Consider the following 20,192-nt stretch of genomic DNA (forward strand, 5'->3'; position numbering starts at 1 on the left):
CGCGCTCGGTCCGCAGGGATTCCCGAGGTGCTTCGAACTGCTTCCTAAGCTGGGGGAGTGAACGACGACGCACGGCCGCTGGCCGTTTTCGACCTGGACGGCACCCTTGCCGACACCGCCCACCGGCAGCACTTCCTGGAGGGCGCCACACGCGACTGGGCCGGATTCTTCGCCGCGGCCCCGGCCGACCCGCCGCTCCCGGAGGGCGTACGGATGGTCCTCGCGAGCGCCGAGGAGTGCGAGATCGTCTATCTGACCGGCCGGCCCGAGCGGTGCCGTCGTGACACCGTGCGCTGGCTGAGCCGTCAGGGGCTGCCCGAGGGCACGCTGTTCATGCGGCGCAACGACGACCGGCGCCCCGCACGCCGGACGAAGCTGGACATCCTCCGGCGGCTGGGGCGGACGGGGCAGGTGCGCATGCTCGTGGACGACGACGCGTTGGTCTGCGATGCGGCCGAAGTGGCCGGATTTACCGTGGTGCGGGCCCGCTGGGCCGACCCGTCGGAGGCGCTGAAGGACGCGCAGGAACGCGAGGGGCGCACCTGATCAGGTCGATCAAGCGGATCAGGTGTTTTCGTCGAGCCTGAAGCCCACCTTCAGGCCGACCTGATAGTGCGCGATTCGGCCATCTTCGATATGGCCACGAACTTGATTAATCTCGAACCAATCGAGATTGTGCAACGTTTCCGCCGCTCTTGCGACGCCGTTCCGGATCGCCGCGTCGATGCCCTCCTCGGAGGTTCCTACGATCTCGGTGACCCGATAGGTGTGGTTCGCCATTGTTTGTCTCCTTTCCTGTGACCACGTTGCCCCAATCCGTGAGGTCCCGCGAGGGGGCGGGTGGGGCGCATCGGGACGGGCGCCCGCCTTGACCTACTGATTGGTCCATACCAAAATTCAGCCAACCACCCGTGCGAGCGCCGCCCGCAATCCCCCCACACCGGGTCCCGATTTCGTCGTGCCGTTTCGCAGAAGGTGACCACGTGAAGAACCGCATACTGGCCGGAGCCATCGCGCTTGTCTCAACCGTCGCCCTCGGCGGATGCGGCTACATATCGGGCTCGGGCAGCGGTGACCGCACGGTGACGATCTGGCTGATGAAGGACAGCGTCTCGCCCGGCTTCCTGGACAAGTTCACCCGCTCGTACGAGGAGGAGAACCCCTCGATCGAGCTGGACTTCAAGATCCAGGAGTGGAGCGGTATCGGCCCCAAGGTCATCTCCGCACTGGAGGGAGACGACGCCCCGGACGTGATCGAGGTCGGGAACACGCAGGTCGCGCAGTACGCGGAGAGCGGCGGCCTGCGCGATCTGACCCTGGAGTCGATGCGCGACCTGGGCAGCGAGGACTGGCTGCCCGGTCTGGCCCAGCCCGGCAGCATCAACGGCGTGCAGTACGGCATCCCCTGGTACGCGGCCAACCGCGTGGTGATCTACAACAAGGAGATCTTCGAGAAGGCGGGCATCGACTCCGTCCCGAAGACGCGCGCCGAGTGGATCGCCGACTCCGAGAAGCTCAACAGCGCCGGGAACCAAGGCATTTACCTGGCCGGTCAGAACTGGTACGTACTCGCCGGATTCATCTGGGACGAGGGCGGCGAGCTCGCCGACGAGAACGGCGGCGACTGGCAGGGCGCCCTGGACACTCCGGAGGCCCTGGCGGGCATGGAGTTCTACCAGAAACTCCAGGCGCTCGGCGACGGCCCGACGGACGCCGACGAGGAGAAGCCCCCGCAGACCGACGTATTCGCCAAGGGCGACGTCGCGCAGATCATCTCGGTGCCGGGCAGCGCCGCGCTCATCGAGCAGAAGAATCCCGAACTCAAGGGAAAACTCGGCTACTTCCCCATTCCCGGTAAGACCGCGAAAGCCCCCGGCTCGGTATTCACCGGCGGCTCCGACCTCATCGTCCCGAAGAACGCCGACGAGCGCAGCGCCGGCATCGCCGTCGTCAAGGCGCTGGCGAGCGAGAAATGGCAGACGGAGCTCGCCCGGGGCATGAGCTACGTGCCCAACAAGCCGAGCCTCGCCCATGTCATCGAGGGCGACGAGGGCACCGCGGCGATGGCGGAAGGCGCCACCCGGGGCCGCGCCACCCCCAACTCGTCCCAGTGGGCCCGGGTCGAGGCGGAGAACCCGATCAAGCCCTACATGACGGCCGTGCTGGAGGGCGGCGACCCGGCCCGTGAGGCCAAGGCCGCCTCCGAGCGGATCACCGCCATGCTCACCGGCAGCGGCTGACCCCTCCCGGACGGCGGGCCGGGGACGCGGCGGCACCGCGTCCCGGCGCACGCCCCGCGAGGCTCGGCGCACGCCCCGCGAAGGCCCGGTGGCCCGGTGCAGGCACGGCGGCCCCGGCGGCGCCGCGTCCCGGTGCACGCCGCGCAGAGGTTCGGCGGCCCCGGGCCGACGGCGGCCCCAGGCTCGGCTGCCCCGGTCCGGCGGCTCCCCGGGGCCGGGCGGCCCTGGGGATTCAGCCGTCGCACATCCCCGCTCCCCACAGCGGTCACGTCGAATCCAGCCGGCGACGGAAGAAGTAAGGGGCCGGGCCGTCGCACTCCCGCGACGCCCCGGCAGCGACCCTGCCGCTTCCGTCCCCGGAGACCGCCATGACCGTGCTGCCCGTCGCCCCGCTCCCCGCCACCGCCCCCGCCGCATCCGTTCCGGCCCCCGCCACCATCCCCGCCCGTTCCGCGGCCCCCGGTCCGGCCGCCGCGCCGGAACCGGCCTACCGGGTCTCGCTCGCCACCTGCCAGGAAGACATACGCGCGGCCCAGCGCCTGCGCCACCTGGTGTTCGCCGGGGAGCTCGGAGCCCGCCTGGACGGGCCCGAACCCGGCCTGGACAGCGACGCGTTCGACGCCTACTGCGACCACCTGCTGGTCCGCGAGACCGCCACCGGAGAGGTCGTCGCCACCTACCGGCTGCTGCCGCCGGACCGGGCCCGTGCCGCCGGACGCCTCTACGCGGAGAGCGAGTTCGACCTCACCCGGCTCGCCCCGATCCGCGACGACCTCGTCGAGGTCGGCCGCTCCTGTGTCCACCCCGCCCACCGCGACGGTGCGGTCATCGCCCTCGTCTGGGCCGGACTCGCCCGCTACATGGAGCGCACCGGCCACACCTGGATCGCGGGCTGCTGCTCCCTCCCGCTGGCCGACGGCGGCGCACAGGCCGCCCGCAGCTGGAACACCGTACGCGCGGGACACCTCGCTCCGCAGGAGTACTGGGTCACCCCGCACCGCCTCTGGGACTCCTCCGCGCACGGCCCGGAAGCCGGCTCCCGGGCGGACCTCCCGCCCCTGCTGCGCGGCTACCTCCGGCTCGGCGCCCAGATCTGCGGAGCCCCCGCGTACGACCCCGACTTCAACGTCGCCGACCTGTACGTGCTGCTCTCGCTGCGCCGCACGGACCCGCGCTACCTGCGCCACTTCCTCTCCCTGGCCCCGCTGGCATGAGCACCTGGCTGCCCGTCGCCCCGTGCACCCCGGACGGCTGTGCCCGGCACGCGGGAGCCGTACGCGCCCCGCTGCCCGCCGCGCTCCTGCTGCTGACCGGCTGCACCCTGGTCCTGCTCGGGGTGGCCTGCGTGCCGCTGGTCCGGCTGCTCGGGGCCACCCGCCGGGAGCGGCTGGTCCGGCGCTGGGCGCGGGCGGTTCCCCGGGCCTTCGGCGTACGCGTCACGGTCCGGCGGCACGCGCCGGAACCCGCCGCCGGCGGCGAACTCGTCGTCGCCAACCACATCTCCTGGCTCGACATCCCGCTGATCGCCTCCGTGCTGCCCGGCCGGATGCTCGCCAAGCGCGAGATCCGGCACTGGCCGCTGCTCGGCCCGCTCGCCGCGCTCGGCGGCACCCTGTTCATCGACCGCGACCGGCTGCGCACCCTGCCCGCCGCGGTACGGACCGTCACGGCGGCCCTGCGCTCCGGCTCCCGGGTCGTGGTCTTCCCCGAGGGCAGCACCTGGTGCGGGCGGGGCGGCGGCGCGTTCCGGCCCGCCGTGTTCCAGGCGGCGATCGACGCCGGCGCGACGGTCCGGCCGGTCCGCATCGCCTACCGCGCCACCCGGCCCACCGCCACCGCCGCCGACGCGAGGGGGCAGGCCGCCGGAGCCGTGGCGTTCGTCGGGGACGATCCGCTCGCCGCCTCGCTCTGGCGTGTGGTGCGCGCGGCCGGGCTCACCGCCCGGGTCGACGTCCTCGCGCCGGTCCCCGTACCCGGCGAGGACGGCCGCCGTGCCCTGGCCCGCAGGGCGCGAGCGGCCGTCCTCGGACCCGAGGATCCGCTGCGGCCCCGTCAGACCGCCGTGGCCAGCGACAGGGCGAACCGCCCCGCCGCATCCGTCCACCACTGAGCCAGCCGCATACCGGCGGCGGCCAGCTCCTCGCGGACGTCCTCCTGACGGAACTTCGCCGACACCTCCGTACGCAGCTCCTCACCGGCCTCGAACGGCACCACGAGGTCCAGCTCGCGGATCTTGACGCTCAGCGCCCGACGGGCCCGCAGCCGCATCTCGATCCACCGGTCCGCCGGATTCCACACCGCGCGATGCTCGAACTCGGCGAGCGGGAAATCGGCCCCCAGCTCACGGTTGACGACGTTCAGGACGTTCTTGTTGAAGGCCGCCGTCACCCCGGCCGCGTCGTCGTACGCGGCCACCAGCGTCTCCTCCTCCTTCACCAGATCCGTGCCCAGCAGCAGCGCGTCCCCGGGCGAGAGCAGCGAGCGCACCGACCGCAGGAACGCCGCCCGCTCCTCCGGCAGCAGATTGCCGATCGTGCCGCCCAGGAACACCACGAGCCGCGGCCCCGGCGTCCCCGGCAGCGCCAGACCGCCGGTGAAGTCCGCGATCAGCGCGTGGACGGACAGCTCGGGGCGCTCGGCTAGCAGCGACTCGGCCGCGCCGGTCAGTGCGCTCTCGCTCACGTCCACCGGTACGTAGCTGTGCAACTCCGGGAGGGCGTCCAGCAGATGGCGGGTCTTCTCGGACGACCCCGAGCCCAGCTCGATCACGGTCCGGGCCCCCGAGGCCGCCGCGATCTCCTCGGCACGCGCCTCCAGGATCTCCCGCTCCGCGCGGGTCGGGTAGTACTCCGGCAGCCGGGTGATCTCCTCGAACAGCTCGCTGCCGCGGGCGTCGTAGAACCACTTCGGCGGCAGCGTCTTGGGGTGCCGGGTCAGGCCGTTGAGGACGTCGGCGCGCAGCGCCGCGTCCGTCGCGTCCACCGGCAGGGTGCGGGTCAGCAGGAAGGGACTCACGCGGTGGGCTCCTTGAGCGGGGTGAGCAGGACGTCCGAGGCGGTCGCGACCAGCAGGGTGCGGTCGGGGACCTCGCGCCAGAGCGGGTCGTCGTCGTAGGGCTCCGAGGCGACCGCGGTGCGGCGGCCCGGAGTGGTGAGGTACCAGAGGGTGTCGCCCCAGGCGGTCGCCGTGATCGTCTCCCCGTCGGTGAGGAGCAGATTCAGCCGGGAGCCGGGCGCGGCGGCCGCGACCTCGCGGACGGTCTCCGCGACGGCGCGCGGCACATCGTCCCCGGCGTCGGTCCGGTGCCGGATCAGCGCCCAGACGAGCGCCGAGTCGTTACGGGCGGCCAGCGACAGCAGCTTCTCGGCGGGCAGGGCGGCGGCGAGCGGGCCGAGCGATCCGGGCCAGCCCTTCACCGCCCCGTTGTGGCTGAACAGCAGCCTCCCGGCGGCGTACGGCGCGGCCGCGGCCTCCCCGTCCGCCCCCGCCTCGGTGGCGTCGCGTACGGCGGCCAGCAGCGCGGTGCTGCGGACCACCCGGGCCAGATCGGCGAAGGTCTCGTCGCCCCAGACGGGGCCCTGGCGGCGGTAGCGTCCGGGCGCCGGGTCGCCGTCCGCGTACCAACCGACGCCGAAACCGTCCGCGTTGACCGTGCCGTAGCGCTGTCGGCGCGGCGCCCAGGACTGCCGGACCAAGGAGTGCGAGGGTCGCAGCAGAAGCTCGCCGAGCGCCACCGGCTCGCCCACATAGGCGATATGACGGCACATCAGGCATCCCTCGCCGTGCGGAAGCCGGAGAAGATCTGCCGCCGCACCGGAAGGTCCCAGTTGCGGAACGTGCCCCGGCAGGCGACCTGGTCCACGGCGAACGAGCCGCCCCGCAGCACCTTGTGCCCGGGGCCGAAGAAGACCTCCGAGTACTCGCGGTAGGGAAACGCCACGAATCCCGGGTAGGGCAGGAAGTCGCTGGCGGTCCACTCCCAGACATCGCCGATCAACTGCCCCGCCCCGGAGGGCGAACGCCCCTGCGGATACGCCCCGGCCCGCGCCGGGCGCAGATGGCGCTGCCCCAGATTGGCCCGCTCCGGCGTCGGATCCTCATCGCCCCACGGGTAGCGCCGGGAGCGGCCGGAGGCCGGATCGTGCCGGGCGGCCTTCTCCCACTCGCTCTCCGTGGGCAGCCGCCGCCCCGCCCAGCGGGCGTACGCGTCCGCCTCGTACCAGCTGACGTGGAGCACCGGTTCGTCGTCCGGCACCGGCTCGGTCACCCCGAACCGCCGGCGCAGCCACTGCCCCGCGTCCCGGCGCCAGAACAGCGGTGCCTCCAGGTCGTGTTCCCGGATCATGGCCCAGCCCTCGGGCGCCCACCAGCGGGCGTCCCCGTATCCGCCGTCCTCGATGAAGCGGCGGTACGCGCCACAGGTGACCGGTGAGGTGTCCAGGTGGAACGCCGCCACCTCGCGCCGGTGCGCGGGCCGTTCGTTGTCCAGGGCCCACGGCTCGGCGGAGGTCCCCATGGTGAACGGGCCGCCGGGGACCAGGACTTCGTCCGGGAGCGTCCCGGCGTCGTCGGGCGCGGGCGGGGCGGGAGCGGTGAGCGCTGCCGGGCCCGACCGCAGCTGATGGGTGATCAGCATCGTCTCGTCGTGCTGCTGTTCGTGCTGGGCGATCATGCCGAAGGCGAACCCGGCACGCTCCAGCGGGCGTCCGCCCTCGTGCAGCGGTGCGCTCTCCAGCAGGTCCAGCGCCCGCCCCCGTACGTCGGAGGCGTACGTCCGTGCCTCGGCGGGGGCCAGCAGCGGCAGGGTGGGACGCGAGGCGCGCGAGTGCTCGAAGGCGTTGTACAGCCCGTCGATCTCCGGCCGCAGCGCCTCCCGGCCGCCGACCGCCCGCAGCAGCCACTGCTCCTCCTGATTGCCGATGTGTGCCAGGTCCCAGACCAGCGGCGACATCAACGGAGAGTGCTGGGCGGTGAGTTCACCGTCGTCGACACTGTCGGTGAGCAGCGCGGTGCGGTCGCGCGCGGCCAGCAGCGCGTCGAGGGCACGTCGCCGCAGGGCCTCGGGGTCGATGCCGGGAGCGACGGGGAAACCGGTGGCGGCGGGGCCGGAGGCCTGCGCCGGATCGAAAGCGTCGGAGAGCTCGCGGCGCTCGGCGTCTTCACGGTGCTCGGTCATGCGGAGGCCGCCTTTCCGGGATGCGGCGGGATCGTCGGCCGGCCGGGGAGCGGGCCCTCGTGCACGTCGGGCCCCACCGGCATGCTCGAACCGGTCAGCAGGCCGAGATCGGTGAGGGCGTCCGGATCGGGCAGGTCGTCGGCCGGACATCGGCCCCGGGCGACATAGCGGTCGGTGAAGGCGGCCACGGTGTCGCGCACCGCCCGGCTCGCGCCCATCCGCTCCAGCGCGGGCAGCGCCGCCCCGAAGCAGACGGTGGCCGCGGCCCGCAGCTCCGGATCCGCGAGGCCGTCGCGGGCGGCCGCCGTCCACAGCGGATTGCGCGGTGCGGCCGGTGCGCCCGCCGTCTCGGCCAGCGGCTTCACGGTGCGGTACACGGTCTCGGCGGCCTCCGGATCGTCGAACAGGGCCGTGGCGACGGCGAGCGGCACCAGCCACCCGTCGGGCCCGCTCTGCGCGTCGATCATGCGCAGCTCCAGATGGCCACGCGGCCGGACGGGCGGGAACAGCGTGGTGAGGTGGTAGTCGAGATCCGCCTGTACCGGAGGGCGCGGCGACCCGGTGCGGATCCACTCGCGGAAGGTGAGTCCCTCCGGCACGTCCCACGGACCGTCCTCGCACCGGATGCACAGCACGGTGGTGTCCAGCACATGCGCGGCCCACGCCTCGCGCGGGGCGCGCCCGGAGCCCGGAGCGAGCGTCCGGCCCGGATCGAGGTCGGCCCACAGCGACTGCCGGGTGGAGCGCCAGCCGGTCCGGCGGCCCCGCTGGAACGGCGAGTTCGCGAACGCCGCCACCAGCACCGCGCCCAGCAGATGCGCGAGCTGCCAGCGCCGTCCGAAACCGAGCGGCCCCGGCTCCTCCTCGCCCGCGTCCAGACACACCTGGACCGACGCGGAGGTGCACATCATCGCCCGCCCGGCCGGCCCCGCGCGGTCCAGCGCGGCCTCCATCGCGTCGTAACGGGGCTCGCGCAGCCGGCGGCGCGGCGACTGCCACGGGTCGACGCCGAGCCCGACCGGCGCCAGCCCGGCCGCGCCGAGCGTGGCACGGACCGCCGCCAGATCGGCCGCGGTCGTCTCGACGCACTCCGTCAACGAGCCGGCCGGCTGCGAACTGAGCTCCAGCTGGCCACCGGGCTCGAACGTCAGCGCGGCGCTCAGCGGCAGCGCGCGGACCGCCTCTACGGCGCTGTCGAGGCGCTCCTGGCCGACCGGAAGGTGCGGATGTTCCCGGTCGTGGATGAGCCATTCGAGTTCCACCCCGACCGTTCGGGGAGGACCCGTCTTGAAACATATGCCGCGCAGTAAATCCTCTGCCCCGCTCTCGTCGAGGGGGGCGGCGTCCGGGCGCGAGCCGGTCGCGCCGGGAATGTCCAAGCCCATGAGGGCCTCCTTCGCAGCTGCGTACCTACCAGCCAAACCCGTACCCGGAGATCGCACAAGGGTGCCCCCGGGCCAAGAAAATCCGGTTGCGCCCAGGCCGCGTTCCCCGTCAGCATGCCCCGTATGCACCACACGGGGGAGCGCCGGTGAGCGCGCGGCTGCGCGGCATCGCGCGCGATACGGAAGCGGTCGTCGAGGCCGGGCGATATCGCAACGCGGCAGGTCAGGACGTGTCCATCGAGCGGGCCGTGACCGCCGCGCTGTCCGGCACCAGGCTCTACGGACCGGACCCGGTGCCCGTCGCCGCGCTCGACACCGACCGCACACCGCACTTCGAGGTCACCGGCGAGAGCAGCCTCGCCGCGGCCCGCCGGATGACCGGCGAGGCCCCCGGTCGGGTCGCCGTCCTCAGCTACGCCTCGGCCCGCAACCCCGGCGGCGGCTACCTCAACGGGGCACAGGCCCAGGAGGAGGCCCTGTGCCGTGGATCGGCGCTCCACGCGACCCTGCTGCGCGCCCCGGAGTACTACGCGCACCACCGCGCCGAACGCAGCGCCTTCTACACCGACCGGGTGATCCACTCGCCCGGTGTGCCGGTCTTCCGCGACGACCGGGGCCGCTTCCTGGACGCCCCGTACACCGCCGGATTCCTCACCTCGCCCGCGCCCAACGCCGGGGTGATCCAGCGGCAGACCCCCGAGGAGGCCCACCGCATCCCGGCCGCCCTGGCCTCCCGGGCCGAACGGGTGCTGGAGGTCGCGGCCGTACGCGGCTACCGCAGGCTCGTCCTCGGGGCATGGGGCTGCGGGGTCTTCCGGAACGACCCGGCCCAGGTGGCGGAGGCGTTCCGGGCGCTGCTGGGCGCGGGCGGCCGGTTCGGCGGCCACTTCGAGCAGATCGTGTTCGGCATCCTGGACCGCGACCCCGACTCCGCCGTCCGGGCCGCCTTCGCCCGGACCTTCGGCTGACCTGACCTGACCTGACCTGATGCCGGCCGCCGTGCTCGCAGCGGGTCCGCTCAGCTCCAGCCGTACCGCTCGCGCAGCCGCCCGGTGACCAGGTCGAAACGCTCCCGGTCCAGGGCGCACGCCTCCCGGCGCATCCCGTCCTCGTGGACCCGCAGCACCCGGTCCAGATCGACCCAGGACGGCCGCCCCGAGCTGTCCCACGGGCCCGCGCCCAGCGCCACCCACTCGTGGTCCCGGTCGTGCTGCTTGCTGGAGAGCTGGACGGCGAGCAGCGTGCCCGCCTCCTCACGGGCCACGACGAGCACCGGCCGGTCCTTCCCCCGCCCGTCGTTCTCTTCGAAGGGCACCCAGGTCCAGACGATCTCGCCGGGGTCGGGATCGCCGTCGCGATCGGGGGCGTACGAGGTGCGCACGGACCCCACATCATCGGGATCGGCCTGCACGGTGGCGGTCGGCCCGCTGCTGCCGGGCACGTCAAAGGGGTTGTCGGATCGGTACGCGCTGTCGTGGAACGTCATCGCAACACCGTAGAACCTCCACCGCCCGATGCCGGGAGGGGGGCGTCGGACCGGAGCCGCGGGGCGGCGTTCCGGCCACCGTGACCGGTGCTGCGGGCCCCGGGCCGAAACCCGCTCCCACGGGTCTGGAAGACTGCCCGACGCCATGAGCCAGTTACCCAAGCAGCCCGCCGAAGTCTCCGTTCCGACCAGCGCGGACGTCGCGCGCCTCGCCGGAGTGTCCCGGGCCACCGTGTCGTACGTACTGAACAACAACGCCACCGTCCGGATCAGCGAACCCACCCGACGCCGGGTCAGGGAGGCCGCCCTCCAACTCGGTTACGTTCCGCACGCGGCTGCCCGCAGTCTGCGCGCCGGACACAGCCGCATGGTCCTGTTGCCGTCCGGACACATACCGGCGGGACCGCTGCACCAGTACTTCTTCGAGGAACTCCAGTCGGGGCTGCGCCGCCTGGACTACACCGTCGTCCAGTACGGCAGCGTCGGGCTCACCGCCGACGAGGCGGCCACGGCCTGGGCCGAACTGCGGCCCGTCGCCGTCGTCGTACCGCCGGGCATCGCCCTCACCCCGCACGGCACCGGCATCCTGACCCGCTCCGGCGCCAAGGCGGTGATCACCCTGGGCCCAGACCCGGTGGCCGGAGCGCACGGTCTGGTGATGGACCAACGCCAGGTCGGAGCCAGCGCGGTGGAACATCTGGTGGCCCGGGGCCGTCGCCACATCGGGGTCGTCATGCCCCAGGAACCGGGCCGGTCGCCCTTCTCCGAACCCCGCCTCACCGGAGCACGACGCGCCGCCGAACCGGTGGGGGCCCGGGTCTGCCCGCTCCCGCTGCGGTACGAGGAGGACTCCGCGCACCAGCTGGCGGCCCGCTGGCCGGAACTGGGCCTGGACGCGGTGTTCGCGTACAACGACGAGTACGCCATGCTGCTGATGCGGGCCCTCCAGGACGCGGGCGTCGCGGTGCCCGCCGACACGGCGGTGATCGGCGCGGACGACCTGCTGATCGGCAGACTGCTGCGCCCCAGGCTGAGCACCGTACGGATGGAACTGGCGATGCCGCAGCCGCTGGCCGAGACGATCGACCGCATGGTCCAGCACCCGGGCGGGCCGCCGTTCCACCACGACCTGCTCCGCACCAGCGCCGTGCACCGCGAATCCAGCTGACCGCCTCCGGCGCGACGACATGCGCGGCGCCCGGCGGATGTCTAGCGTCGGAGGCATGAGCCATCCGCAGAGTTACGAGCTCCTCCTCATCCCCGACCACAGCAGAACGCGGACCGGAGCCCCCGGCCGGCCGATCCGGTCCGCGGTCGTCGCCGCCACCGGCGAGACGGGGGCCTCGGGCTATCCCCGGTACGCGGGGGAGGGCATGGAGGCGGACGTCGACCCGGCGACCCGGACGGTGGAGGCCGTGCTCATTGACGGCGAGGAACTGGACTACGGCATGTCGGTCCGCGTGGCGGGCGCCGAGGGCGAGCGCCCGGCGTCCTGAGGATCACGAGCCTCCGCCCGTCACGGCTGCCGCACACGACTGAGGGCACCACGCCGGGGGACGCCACGACTGAGGGGCCCGCCACGCACACCGCGATGTCCGCGGTGCGGGTCAGGGCCCCTCACTCGGTGCCGTGCGCCGGTCGGGCGGCTACTGGGGCTCCGGCTGCCCCTCCCCGGCCTCGGCCGCCCGCTTCTGCTCCTCGACGGACTTGCGGACCTCGTCCATGTCCAGTTTCCGGGCCTGTCCGATGACGTCCTCCAGGGCCGCCTCGGGCAGTGCGCCGGGCTGCGCGAAGACCGCGACGTTGTCGCGGACGATCATCAGGGTCGGGATCGACCGGATCTCGAAGGCGGCCGCCAGCTCCTGCTGCGCCTCGGTGTCGACCTTCGCGAAGACCAGGTCGGGGTGGCGCTCGGAGGCCGCGTCGTAGACCGGCGCGAACTGTCGGCAGGGGCCGCACCAGGAAGCCCAGAAGTCGATCAGGACGAATTCGTTGTCGCTGACGACCTGATCGAAGTTTTCCTTGGTGAGCTCGACGGTGCTCATGCTTGGGGTACCTCTTCCTGTGCCCGTGGGGGTCCTGTCGGGTCCTGTCCGGCACAACGGTGACTGCTCTTGCGCTATTCCGCCTGCCCATGTGGCCGGGGCGCACACCCGCGAGGAGACTGTTTCCATGACTGATGCAGCTTCCATGCCCGATGCGGCGAAGAACCCCGAGCGCTCCGAGCCCTCGTCCTACGACGTGGTGGTCATCGGCGCGGGGCCGGTGGGCGAGAACGTGGCCGACCGGGCCCGCGCCGCAGGGCTCACCACCGCGGTGGTGGAGTCCGAGCTGGTCGGCGGCGAATGCTCCTACTGGGCCTGCATGCCGAGCAAGGCGCTGCTGCGCCCCGTCGTCGCCCGCGCCGACGCCCGCCGGGTGCCGGGTCTGCGCGACGCCGTGCAGGGCCCGCTCGACGTCGCCGCCGTCCTCGCCCACCGGGACGAGGAGACGAGCCACTGGAAGGACGACGGCCAGGTGGCCTGGCTGGAGAGCGTCGGAGCGGACGTGTACCGGGGTACGGGCCGGCTGACCGGTCCGCGCGAGGTCTCCGTCACCGCCCCCGACGGCACGGAGCACCGGCTCACCGCCCGGCACGCGGTCGCGGTCTGCACCGGCACCAGGGCCGTCGTCCCCGCTCTCCCCGGCATCGAGGAGGTCCGCCCCTGGACCAGCCGGGACGCCACCAGCGCCAAGGAGGCGCCCGGCCGGCTGGTGGTCGTCGGCGGGGGAGTCGTGGGCGTGGAGATGGCGACCGTCTGGCAGGCGCTGGGCTCCGAGGTGACCCTGCTGATCCGCGGCAAGGGCCTGCTCCCGAAGATGGAGCCCTTCGCGGGCGAGCTGATCGCCGACGCGCTGACGGAGGCCGGGGCCCGGATCCGTACCGGTGTCTCCGTCACCGAGGTGCGGCGGCCCGCGCCGGACGGCCCGGTCACCGTCGAACTGGACGACGGCGACCGCGTCGAGGCCGACGAGATCCTCTTCGCCACCGGCCGGTCCCCGCGCACGGACGACCTGGGCCTGGAGACGATCGGGCTGGAACCCGGCTCCTGGCTCACCGTGGACGACAGCTGCCGGGTCGAGGGCACGGACTGGCTGTACGCGGTCGGGGACGTCAACCACCGCGCCCTGCTGACGCACCAGGGCAAGTACCAGGCCCGCATCGCCGGCGCGGCGATCGCCGCCCGCGCCGAGAAGGCCACCGCGGACACAGCCCCCTGGGGCGCCCATGTGGCCACCGCCGACCACGCGGCCGTCCCGCAGGTCGTCTTCACCGACCCGGAGGCCGCATCGGTCGGCCTCACCCTCGCCGAGGCCGAACGCGCCGGCCACCGGGTCCGCGCCGTCGACTACGACCTCGCCTCGGTCGCCGGCTCCGGCCTCTACGCCGACGGCTACCGGGGCCGCGCCCGGATGATCGTGGACCTGGACCGCGAGATCCTCCTCGGCGTCACCTTCGTCGGCCCGGGCATCGGCGAACTCCTGCACTCGGCGACGGTCGCCGTCGCGGGGGAGGTGCCCATCGCCCGCCTGTGGCACGCGGTCCCGGCGTACCCGACCATCAGCGAGGTGTGGCTGCGGCTGCTGGAGACGTTCAGGGGGTAGCGGCGACGAGGGCGGGCGACGCCGGGTCAAGACCCCCTGCACGCCGCTGGTCAGATGTCCCGGAAGGGACCAGTCGCTCGGCCGATCTGCGGAAAGGATCGTCCACCGGCCGCTGGCCCATGACCTGGGCAAACACCCCTCACCTGCTATCAAGCACCAGTTCGTAAGCTCGTAAGGGGTCAGCTTTCGGAGAGTCGTAGGCTGAGCTGGAAGCCCGTCTCCTGGAAGCCGAGTGTTTGGGCGACCCTCCGGGAGGCCAGGGTGCGGCCACGCCACTGACACAGGAGGCCCTGTGACAGTGCGTCCGCGACGGCGGCCGACGCGACGTCCAGGGCGAGGCCCCGGCGGCGATGGCGGGGATCGGTGAGGATGCTGAGGTGGGCAGTGCCTCGTGGCCAGAGCTCGTGTCCTGCCGCGGCCGCGATCTGGCCGTCCCGCCGCAGCACCCTCGCCGAACTCGTGATATCCGCGAGCGCGCTTTCGTCGGCGTCTCCGGGGCCGCACCGGTCGAGGAGGGCCAGGAGCAACGGATCGTCGCCCGGGACCCGCTCGGCGACGGACGGGACCGGGCGGAACCGGGAGGGCGTGAGGAACAGCAGATGCGCCGGGCCCAGTACCTCGTTGATGCGAAGCCGGTCATGGAGCCGGTCGGGGTCCGCCAACTCCTGGGTTCCGAGGTCACGGAGAGCCGTGGTGGCCCGGTCGGCCATACGGGCAGTGGGCACGGTCACCAGCGCGGCGTCGCCCAGGACGACCACCGCCATCCAGCCCGGCGGACTCAACCGGGAGGCCGGGGCGACGACAATGCTCGTACTGCCGGGGAGGAATGAGGCGTCTGCTCCGGCGAGTAGGGACCAGGCCGCTCGGGCTTGGTCCAGGACCGAGTGAGAGGCCGTCGCAGGGAGGGGGAGGTTCATCGGCTCGTGTTTCTGGTGCACGGTCGGCTGCTGGAGGCAGCCGGCGCTGAGGTGTTCTGGGTACGGTCAGAGGCCATCCATCGAGTGCCTGCCCGGGACTCAGACTACTGTCTTGTCCGCCATCACGAGGCTCATCAACTGCTGCTGCGCCGAAGCGTGTTCCGGCCTGCGGGCAAAGGCTACGGCGATCTGACGGCGGATCGCCCCGCCCAGCGCGGCGTGGCGGGCGCGCGGGTCGAACGCTATGACGTCTCCCGGTTCGACCGGCAGGACATGGGCCGGCAGGTCTTCGGGGGCGAGGTCGGTGGTGGGGTAGGCGGCGGGGGCGCGATGGCTTCCCGGCAGCAGGCGCAGCGCGCCGTTGGAGCCGTCGAGAGGCTTGTCGTACAGGACGAACTTCACCAGACGCGCCGGTGACCCCTCCACCGCGCTGGAGGCGTCGTCCGTTCCTTCCACGTCGGAGTGCCAGTAGGTGTCGCCGTGGATCTCGCTCGCGTCGCCGTAGAGGTAGACGCTGGGACCGCCGAGCAGTTCAGCGGCCAGGGTTTCCAGGCAGACGTCGGCGCATCCTCTGGACAGGGCGGCGGAGCGGCCCAGAAAACCCGGGACGGCCCTGCGCTCCCGGGAGCCGCGGACATTGCTGCCGGACGCGAGTGCCGCCTCCACATCGGCGAAGGCGTCATCGGTACATCCGGCGAGCAGCCCCCGGAAGACCTCGAAGCCGAAGAGGTCGAACCTCCGTCGACGCGGTGAGGGCAGCTCGGTGGTCATGTCAGGTGAACCTCACTGTTCCACTCACGAATCGGTTGAGGACGTACTGCGAGGCGGCCGTCCGTTCGGAGGCCGTGACCGGCTGTCGGGCGAAGTTCCACGCCCACTGCCGACGCCGGCCGCCGTTCCAGGCGGAGTGCAGGACGTTGGTGTTGAAGACGATGACGTCGCCGGGGTCGGTGGGGAGCACGGTGGCCGGGACCTCGCCGCCGCGCAGCCCGAGCGTCTGGTCGTGTCGCATCAACTGCCGCACCGGCTCGCCCTGCCACCCTCCCTCGACCCGGTGCGAGCCGGGGATGACCCGCAGCGCCCCGGTGTCGGCGTCCGTGGGTTCCCCGTAGACGACGGCACGCAGATACAGTCCCTCCGCGTAGAAGCCGTCGGAGTGCCAGTACGAGTCGCCGACCAGGACGTTGACGTCGCTGGTGACCATGGAGGCGGCGCCCGTGCGGGACAGGAGGTCGTCCAGCGCGGGGACGCGTCCGGCGACGGCCATGCCGGGAGCGTGCTCGACCGCGTGGAAGCGCGTGCGGCGCTCCGTGGCCGGCGCTTCCTCCTCGGGCAGCAGTGCTGCAAACGCCTTTTCAAGATCCGGGAGCAGGGGGAGTGCGGCGCCGGGCAGCACACAGAAGCCGAAGCGCTCCAGCAGGAGGTGGGGGGTGGAGGTCACCGGGAGGTCTCCGCGCGCAGGTGCTCGACAGCGGGGAGGTAGTCGGCGAACTGCTCCGGAGTCCTGGGTGCGATGACCAGGGCCCAGGGGTCGAACGCGGCCGTGAGCGCGGTCAGGCGCTCGGTCACTGCTTGCGCCCGGCGTTCCGCGGGCAGGGTCCGGATGGAGCGGCCCCCGGCGAAGAGGCTCCGCAGCACCAGCCGGTGCCCGGCGTCGCGGAGCCGGAGTGCGAGCTCCGGATGCCGCTCGAGGACGGCTGTCTCGACCATGGTCACCAGCGGCGTGCCGACGTCCGCGACCAGCGCGATCTCGGAGGGGTCCAGCACGGAGACGCCCAGGTCCCGGGCCGGCCCCTCCTGCACGAGGAGGCGGTGCATCTCGGGCCAGTCGAACGTCCTGAAGACCTCGATGGGCGGATTGTGGACCAGGACGCAGTCGACCGACGAGCGCCTCAGGCGTCGGCCGGATTCGGCCAAGGTGGCGGCCATGGTGGGCAGACTGTAGTCGAGTGTGGGCAACGGGGTACGGACGTCCACCCCCACCTTGGTCCACACCGGCAGGTCGTGGCAGAGCTCGCCGAGATCGCTCTCGGCAAGCGTGCGAGCGTAGATCGGTGCGGTGTCCAGCCCGTCCAGGTTCAGTTTGCGAGCCATTCGCACGACCTCGGCGGCCCGATGGGTGTCGCGGTCGACGACCATCAGGCTGTTGAAGTTGCCCGAGGTCCGCATGGTGCCCAGCACGACGCGTGTCATCTCTTCCTCACTCTCCACAGAGCAGTGCACAGCGGGACCCCACCGCGGAAGGCGACGTGTGGAGTGCTCGCACCCCGTCGGCCACAGCCTTGCGCGACAGCCTGACGTCGACCTCGTTCTTCCTGTCGTACGGACAGCGGCGCAGCGCGCCTCGCGGGGAGAGGTAGAGCCGGTCGCTGGAGCAGGTGCGGTCCAGGGTGCCGGCAAGGCTGCGGTCCAGGGCTGCGAGTGCGTCGGTGAAGCGGTCCGAGAGGCCGAATCGATCCCGGAGCGCCGCCAGGTCGCCCGCATAGCGGCTGCGCACCGCTTCGGGGGTCGCCTTCTTGAGTTGATGGTCTGTCAGCAGCAGTGGACTCAGCTCGAACTCCACCCCGAAGGCCGCGTCGATGGCGGCCATCGCCTCCAGGTCGGCGTCCTCCAGTTCCCACACGGTGACGTGCAGACTGGCGCGTCCGTGACCGAGCGCGTCGAACACCGCGGCGCTGCCCGTGATGGTCCTTTCGGTGGCCCCGACCCGCTGCGCACCCAGGCTGTCCGCCGAGACCGTGACATGGGAGAGCAGGCCCGCCACGGATGCCAAGGCGTCGAGCCGGCGCCCTTCGCGGGCCGCGGTGACCACGGAGCAGGCGTATCCGAACTGGACGGCCACCCTGACCAGTTCCCTGAAGTCCGGGTGGTCCGTGGGCTCGCCGCCCGTGAGGCAGACCGAGGTGGCCCCCAGCTCCTTGCAGCGGGACAGGGCGCGGGCGTAGGTCGGAAGGTCCAGCGCGGAGCGGCCGACATCGGCGCGCAGGCAGAACTTGCAGCCCAGGTCGCACCGTTCGTCGACGGCGACCAGAAGCCCGGTCACCGGGGGGTGCGACGTCGTCTCCGCCGTGGCTGGATTCCGGTCGCCCCGGACGAGTTGGTCGGTCACCGTGGCGTCCTCCGTTGTTCGTCGGCGGTCATGGTGCGGGGAGGAGCGCTCCGGCCGGTGGCCGGAGCGCTCCCGTGTATCACTGAAGTGCCGTGTTGTCCGCGACGGCGAGGGCGAGCCCCTCGTTGAAGAAGCCGCAGAAGTCGTCGGTGGGGATCTGGGTGCGGCGCAGCAGCCGTTCGTTCTGCGAGGGACCGCCGCAGATCGCGAGCGCCGGGCAGGTCTTGCAGCCGTCGAAGGGGTGCAGGTCCTTCGCGGCCCGCCCGAGCAGCGAGTGGTCCTCGCGGATCTGGTCGAGGGTGAAGATGAAACGCGGGTCCCGCCAGTTGAGGTCGAGCAGGCTGATCCGGCCGCCGGGGAGCAGGGCTGCGTTGACTCCGCCGCATCCCTGGAGGTGCTCGTAGACCCGCGGCCGACGGGAGTCCAGCGCCTGGTAGATGCGGTCGAGGTGGGAGAAGAGCATGCCGCCGCGCGAGAGGGCCCGCATACGGGCCTGGTAGAGGTTGCGCGCCAGCTCCGGACCGTGGGCGATCCAGGTGCCGTGGGCGGGGATCGGCGTGTTCACGTAGAGGAACTTGATGCCCAGCGACAGGATGTAGTCCACGATCTCGGGCAGTTCGTGCACGTTCCACTGCGTGGGGGTGACGTTGGCGCCGACATGGATGCCGGCTTCCAGCATCCGCTGGATATTGCGGTGGATGCGCTCGTCGGCGGGCTTGCCCGACAGGAGCAGCCGTTCGTTGGCGTTGGTCGGGGGCGGGCCGTCGATGGAGACCCCGACGCCGTACCGGAATTCCTTGAAGTGGGCTATCAGATCATCGTTGATCTTCGCGCCGTTGGTCACGACCGTCGGCTGGATGCTGCCGACGTCGAATTTCTCGGCGAGTTCGCGGGCGTAATGGTCTCCCGCCATCATCAGGTCCGGCCGGATGGTCGGCTCGCCGCCGAACCACTGGTAAGTGACCTCCGGCCGTCCCCGATTCACTTCGAACAGCAGGTCGAGACCGAGGCGCAGGTCCTCCTCGGTCAGGTCCGGCGCTCCCGTATTGGTGTCGACGAAACAGTACGAGCACTTCATGTTGCACTTGTCCGTCACCACAATGCGGTATCCGGCGATATGGCTCGGCTGACCGCTGATCCCCAGGTGTGCCAGGTGGTTCACGACATCGCCGGGAAGGTCCACGGCGTCTCCGTTCCCGGGGGTGAACCCGTACTCCGAGAGAGTGTCCGCGATCCGCCCGTCGTCGCCCTCGCGCACCGCGCGGGTCTCCGCGGCGTCGAGGTACACCGTCTCCAACCGGACTGGGTCGAAGATCGCTGCACTCTCGCCGAGGTCGAACAGGAAATACCGATCCCATGCCCGTTCGACCGGCCGAGTCGTCGCCTTGTCCATTCGAAGTTTCCTCACTCGCTCGGTCATGCCGGATTCTTACCGGTGGGGCCCGTGCGGGCCCCACCGTCGGACCGGAGTGCTCAGCCGGCCTGCGGCTCCTCGGTCTCGTCGTCGTACGTCTCGACCGTGAGGCCCTGCTTGTCCATGACCTCCTTGACGATGGAGGTGTACTGGGACTTCAGCTGCTCGGAGTTCTCCGGCGTGGCTCCGTCGGCCAGCACGATGATCCCCGGGAGCGAGGGGTTGGGGGCCATGACGACGATCCCCGGCGGGTCCAGGCTCACGGCCATGACGGCGTTTTCGAGCGGAACCCAGTTGATCTTTTCCTTGACGTCTTCCATGACGTCCTGCTGACGCGTCTGGAAGGCTTCGCGCTCTCCGAACCAGACGCCCGACTTGCCACGGGAGCCGACGGCGTCGGCGTACAGCAGATGGTCGTCCTTGCGTTCCCTCGGCGCTGCCATAGAGGTACACCCTTTCCATGGGATCGATTCGATGCGTCTGCGTTCCACTCTTCCGTGAGTCAAAAGGAGGGCGGAACTCCGCGAGAAGAATCCTTGCATGTTGTCGCGCTCATGTCATCCCCCTCTTTTCGCACGGAGGTGATGAAATCTTGGCGGTGCCCGGACACAGTTCGGTAAGGCAGGACTGAATTCCCAGTGGGTTTCGGCGCGTTCCCACAAGGGTGGTCGTATACGTGTGAGGTGGGGAGAAAGTGAAAGGAGCGGGAGATCTCGCTCCGTCGACTTTTTCCCGCCGCCTGGTCCACCTTCGACCGGCCCGGCCGCGAAAGGTTGGGGAAAGGGGGGCGGGCCGGTCGATTTCTTGGCTGAACAACTCT

At 71.8% G+C, this 20,192-nt stretch carries 22 protein-coding genes; 8 read left to right on the forward strand and 14 right to left on the reverse strand.

The window, feature by feature from the left end:
* Nucleotides 1-57 precede the first annotated feature (57 nt).
* On the forward strand, nt 58-546 hold the full coding sequence (locus tag KV381_RS33760) for a hypothetical protein (protein ID WP_098026502.1): 489 nt from the start codon (nt 58-60) through the stop codon (nt 544-546).
* 18 nt (nt 547-564) lie between these two features.
* Here the strand turns inward: KV381_RS33760 and KV381_RS33765 are convergent, their stop codons facing one another.
* Nucleotides 565-780: a dodecin gene (locus tag KV381_RS33765; protein WP_030081618.1), complete on the reverse strand. Its 216-nt coding sequence runs from the start codon at nt 778-780 to the stop codon at nt 565-567.
* A gap of 203 nt (nt 781-983) precedes the next feature.
* Here KV381_RS33765 and KV381_RS33770 point away from each other — a divergent pair, with 203 nt between their 5' ends.
* From KV381_RS33770 to KV381_RS33780, 3 genes are all read left to right on the forward strand, one after another.
* The gene (locus KV381_RS33770; RefSeq protein WP_030081620.1) at nt 984-2,240 is read left to right on the forward strand and encodes an extracellular solute-binding protein; all 1,257 of its coding nucleotides are present in this window, start codon (nt 984-986) and stop codon (nt 2,238-2,240) included.
* A 368-nt stretch (nt 2,241-2,608) separates the two neighbouring features.
* Nucleotides 2,609-3,454, forward strand: coding sequence for a GNAT family N-acetyltransferase (locus KV381_RS33775; protein ID WP_218786993.1), 846 nt, complete (start codon nt 2,609-2,611; stop codon nt 3,452-3,454).
* A complete protein-coding gene (locus tag KV381_RS33780) occupies nt 3,451-4,350 on the forward strand; it encodes a 1-acyl-sn-glycerol-3-phosphate acyltransferase (protein WP_030622871.1) in 900 nt (299 codons plus the stop codon). The genes KV381_RS33775 and KV381_RS33780 overlap by 4 nt, the downstream gene beginning before the upstream one ends.
* Here the strand turns inward: KV381_RS33780 and egtD are convergent.
* The 4 genes from egtD to egtA are packed head-to-tail and all read right to left on the reverse strand — an operon-like array spanning nt 4,293 to nt 8,801.
* Entirely contained in the window at nt 4,293-5,255 is a 963-nt protein-coding gene (gene egtD, locus KV381_RS33785) for an L-histidine N(alpha)-methyltransferase (RefSeq protein WP_030081626.1), read from the reverse strand. The two genes, KV381_RS33780 and egtD, sit on opposite strands and share 58 nt — an antisense overlap.
* A complete protein-coding gene (gene egtC, locus KV381_RS33790) occupies nt 5,252-6,007 on the reverse strand; it encodes an ergothioneine biosynthesis protein EgtC (protein ID WP_218786994.1) in 756 nt (251 codons plus the stop codon). The genes egtD and egtC overlap by 4 nt, the downstream gene beginning before the upstream one ends.
* Nucleotides 6,007-7,416, reverse strand: coding sequence for an ergothioneine biosynthesis protein EgtB (gene egtB, locus KV381_RS33795; RefSeq protein WP_030622868.1), 1,410 nt, complete (start codon nt 7,414-7,416; stop codon nt 6,007-6,009). The genes egtC and egtB overlap by 1 nt, the downstream gene beginning before the upstream one ends.
* On the reverse strand, nt 7,413-8,801 hold the full coding sequence (gene egtA, locus KV381_RS33800) for an ergothioneine biosynthesis glutamate--cysteine ligase EgtA (RefSeq protein WP_030622867.1): 1,389 nt from the start codon (nt 8,799-8,801) through the stop codon (nt 7,413-7,415). Before egtA ends, egtB begins: the two co-directional genes overlap by 4 nt.
* Before the next feature lie 146 nt (nt 8,802-8,947).
* Here egtA and KV381_RS33805 point away from each other — a divergent pair, with 146 nt between their 5' ends.
* Nucleotides 8,948-9,769: a TIGR02452 family protein gene (locus tag KV381_RS33805; RefSeq protein WP_218786995.1), complete on the forward strand. Its 822-nt coding sequence runs from the start codon at nt 8,948-8,950 to the stop codon at nt 9,767-9,769.
* A gap of 50 nt (nt 9,770-9,819) precedes the next feature.
* On the opposite strand, the gene KV381_RS33810 is transcribed toward KV381_RS33805, so the two are convergent.
* On the reverse strand, nt 9,820-10,287 hold the full coding sequence (locus KV381_RS33810) for a type II toxin-antitoxin system PemK/MazF family toxin (protein WP_030081633.1): 468 nt from the start codon (nt 10,285-10,287) through the stop codon (nt 9,820-9,822).
* A gap of 145 nt (nt 10,288-10,432) precedes the next feature.
* On the opposite strand from KV381_RS33810, the gene KV381_RS33815 reads away from it, so the two are divergent.
* On the forward strand, nt 10,433-11,455 hold the full coding sequence (locus tag KV381_RS33815; protein WP_218786996.1) for a LacI family DNA-binding transcriptional regulator: 1,023 nt from the start codon (nt 10,433-10,435) through the stop codon (nt 11,453-11,455).
* A 55-nt stretch (nt 11,456-11,510) separates the two neighbouring features.
* Nucleotides 11,511-11,783: a hypothetical protein gene (locus KV381_RS33820; protein WP_030081637.1), complete on the forward strand. Its 273-nt coding sequence runs from the start codon at nt 11,511-11,513 to the stop codon at nt 11,781-11,783.
* Nucleotides 11,784-11,933: 150 nt separating this feature from the next.
* Here the strand turns inward: KV381_RS33820 and trxA are convergent, their stop codons facing one another.
* Nucleotides 11,934-12,332 (reverse strand): thioredoxin, encoded by a 399-nt coding sequence (trxA, locus tag KV381_RS33825; protein ID WP_030622863.1) that lies wholly within the window; start codon nt 12,330-12,332, stop codon nt 11,934-11,936.
* 145 nt (nt 12,333-12,477) lie between these two features.
* On the opposite strand from trxA, the gene KV381_RS33830 reads away from it, so the two are divergent.
* Nucleotides 12,478-13,932, forward strand: a complete 1,455-nt coding sequence (locus KV381_RS33830) for an NAD(P)/FAD-dependent oxidoreductase (protein WP_218787350.1) — start codon at nt 12,478-12,480, stop codon at nt 13,930-13,932.
* Between the two features lie 179 nt (nt 13,933-14,111).
* Here KV381_RS33830 and KV381_RS33835 read toward each other — a convergent pair whose 3' ends face one another.
* The 7 genes from KV381_RS33835 to KV381_RS33865 form a co-directional block, all read right to left on the reverse strand.
* Nucleotides 14,112-14,696 carry a GNAT family N-acetyltransferase gene (locus tag KV381_RS33835; RefSeq protein ID WP_234024604.1) on the reverse strand — a complete coding sequence of 195 codons (585 nt, stop codon included), beginning with the start codon at nt 14,694-14,696 and terminating at the stop codon, nt 14,112-14,114.
* A 252-nt stretch (nt 14,697-14,948) separates the two neighbouring features.
* Nucleotides 14,949-15,620, reverse strand: coding sequence for a phytanoyl-CoA dioxygenase family protein (locus KV381_RS33840; protein WP_030622858.1), 672 nt, complete (start codon nt 15,618-15,620; stop codon nt 14,949-14,951).
* Between the two features lies 1 nt (nt 15,621).
* Nucleotides 15,622-16,290 (reverse strand): phytanoyl-CoA dioxygenase family protein, encoded by a 669-nt coding sequence (locus KV381_RS33845; RefSeq protein WP_193462851.1) that lies wholly within the window; start codon nt 16,288-16,290, stop codon nt 15,622-15,624.
* Nucleotides 16,287-17,042, reverse strand: a complete 756-nt coding sequence (locus KV381_RS33850) for an aldo/keto reductase (protein WP_030622856.1) — start codon at nt 17,040-17,042, stop codon at nt 16,287-16,289. The genes KV381_RS33845 and KV381_RS33850 overlap by 4 nt, the downstream gene beginning before the upstream one ends.
* A 7-nt stretch (nt 17,043-17,049) precedes the next feature.
* Entirely contained in the window at nt 17,050-17,958 is a 909-nt protein-coding gene (locus tag KV381_RS33855) for a radical SAM protein (protein ID WP_050495637.1), read from the reverse strand.
* A gap of 79 nt (nt 17,959-18,037) precedes the next feature.
* Entirely contained in the window at nt 18,038-19,246 is a 1,209-nt protein-coding gene (locus KV381_RS33860; protein WP_050495647.1) for a radical SAM protein, read from the reverse strand.
* A gap of 185 nt (nt 19,247-19,431) precedes the next feature.
* Nucleotides 19,432-19,815, reverse strand: a complete 384-nt coding sequence (locus KV381_RS33865) for a hypothetical protein (protein WP_030622852.1) — start codon at nt 19,813-19,815, stop codon at nt 19,432-19,434.
* Between the last annotated feature and the right edge of the window lie 377 nt (nt 19,816-20,192).

Origin of the sequence: Streptomyces sp. WY228, assembly GCF_019287315.1 — a bacterium.
Lineage (GTDB): Bacteria > Actinomycetota > Actinomycetes > Streptomycetales > Streptomycetaceae > Streptomyces > Streptomyces caviscabies.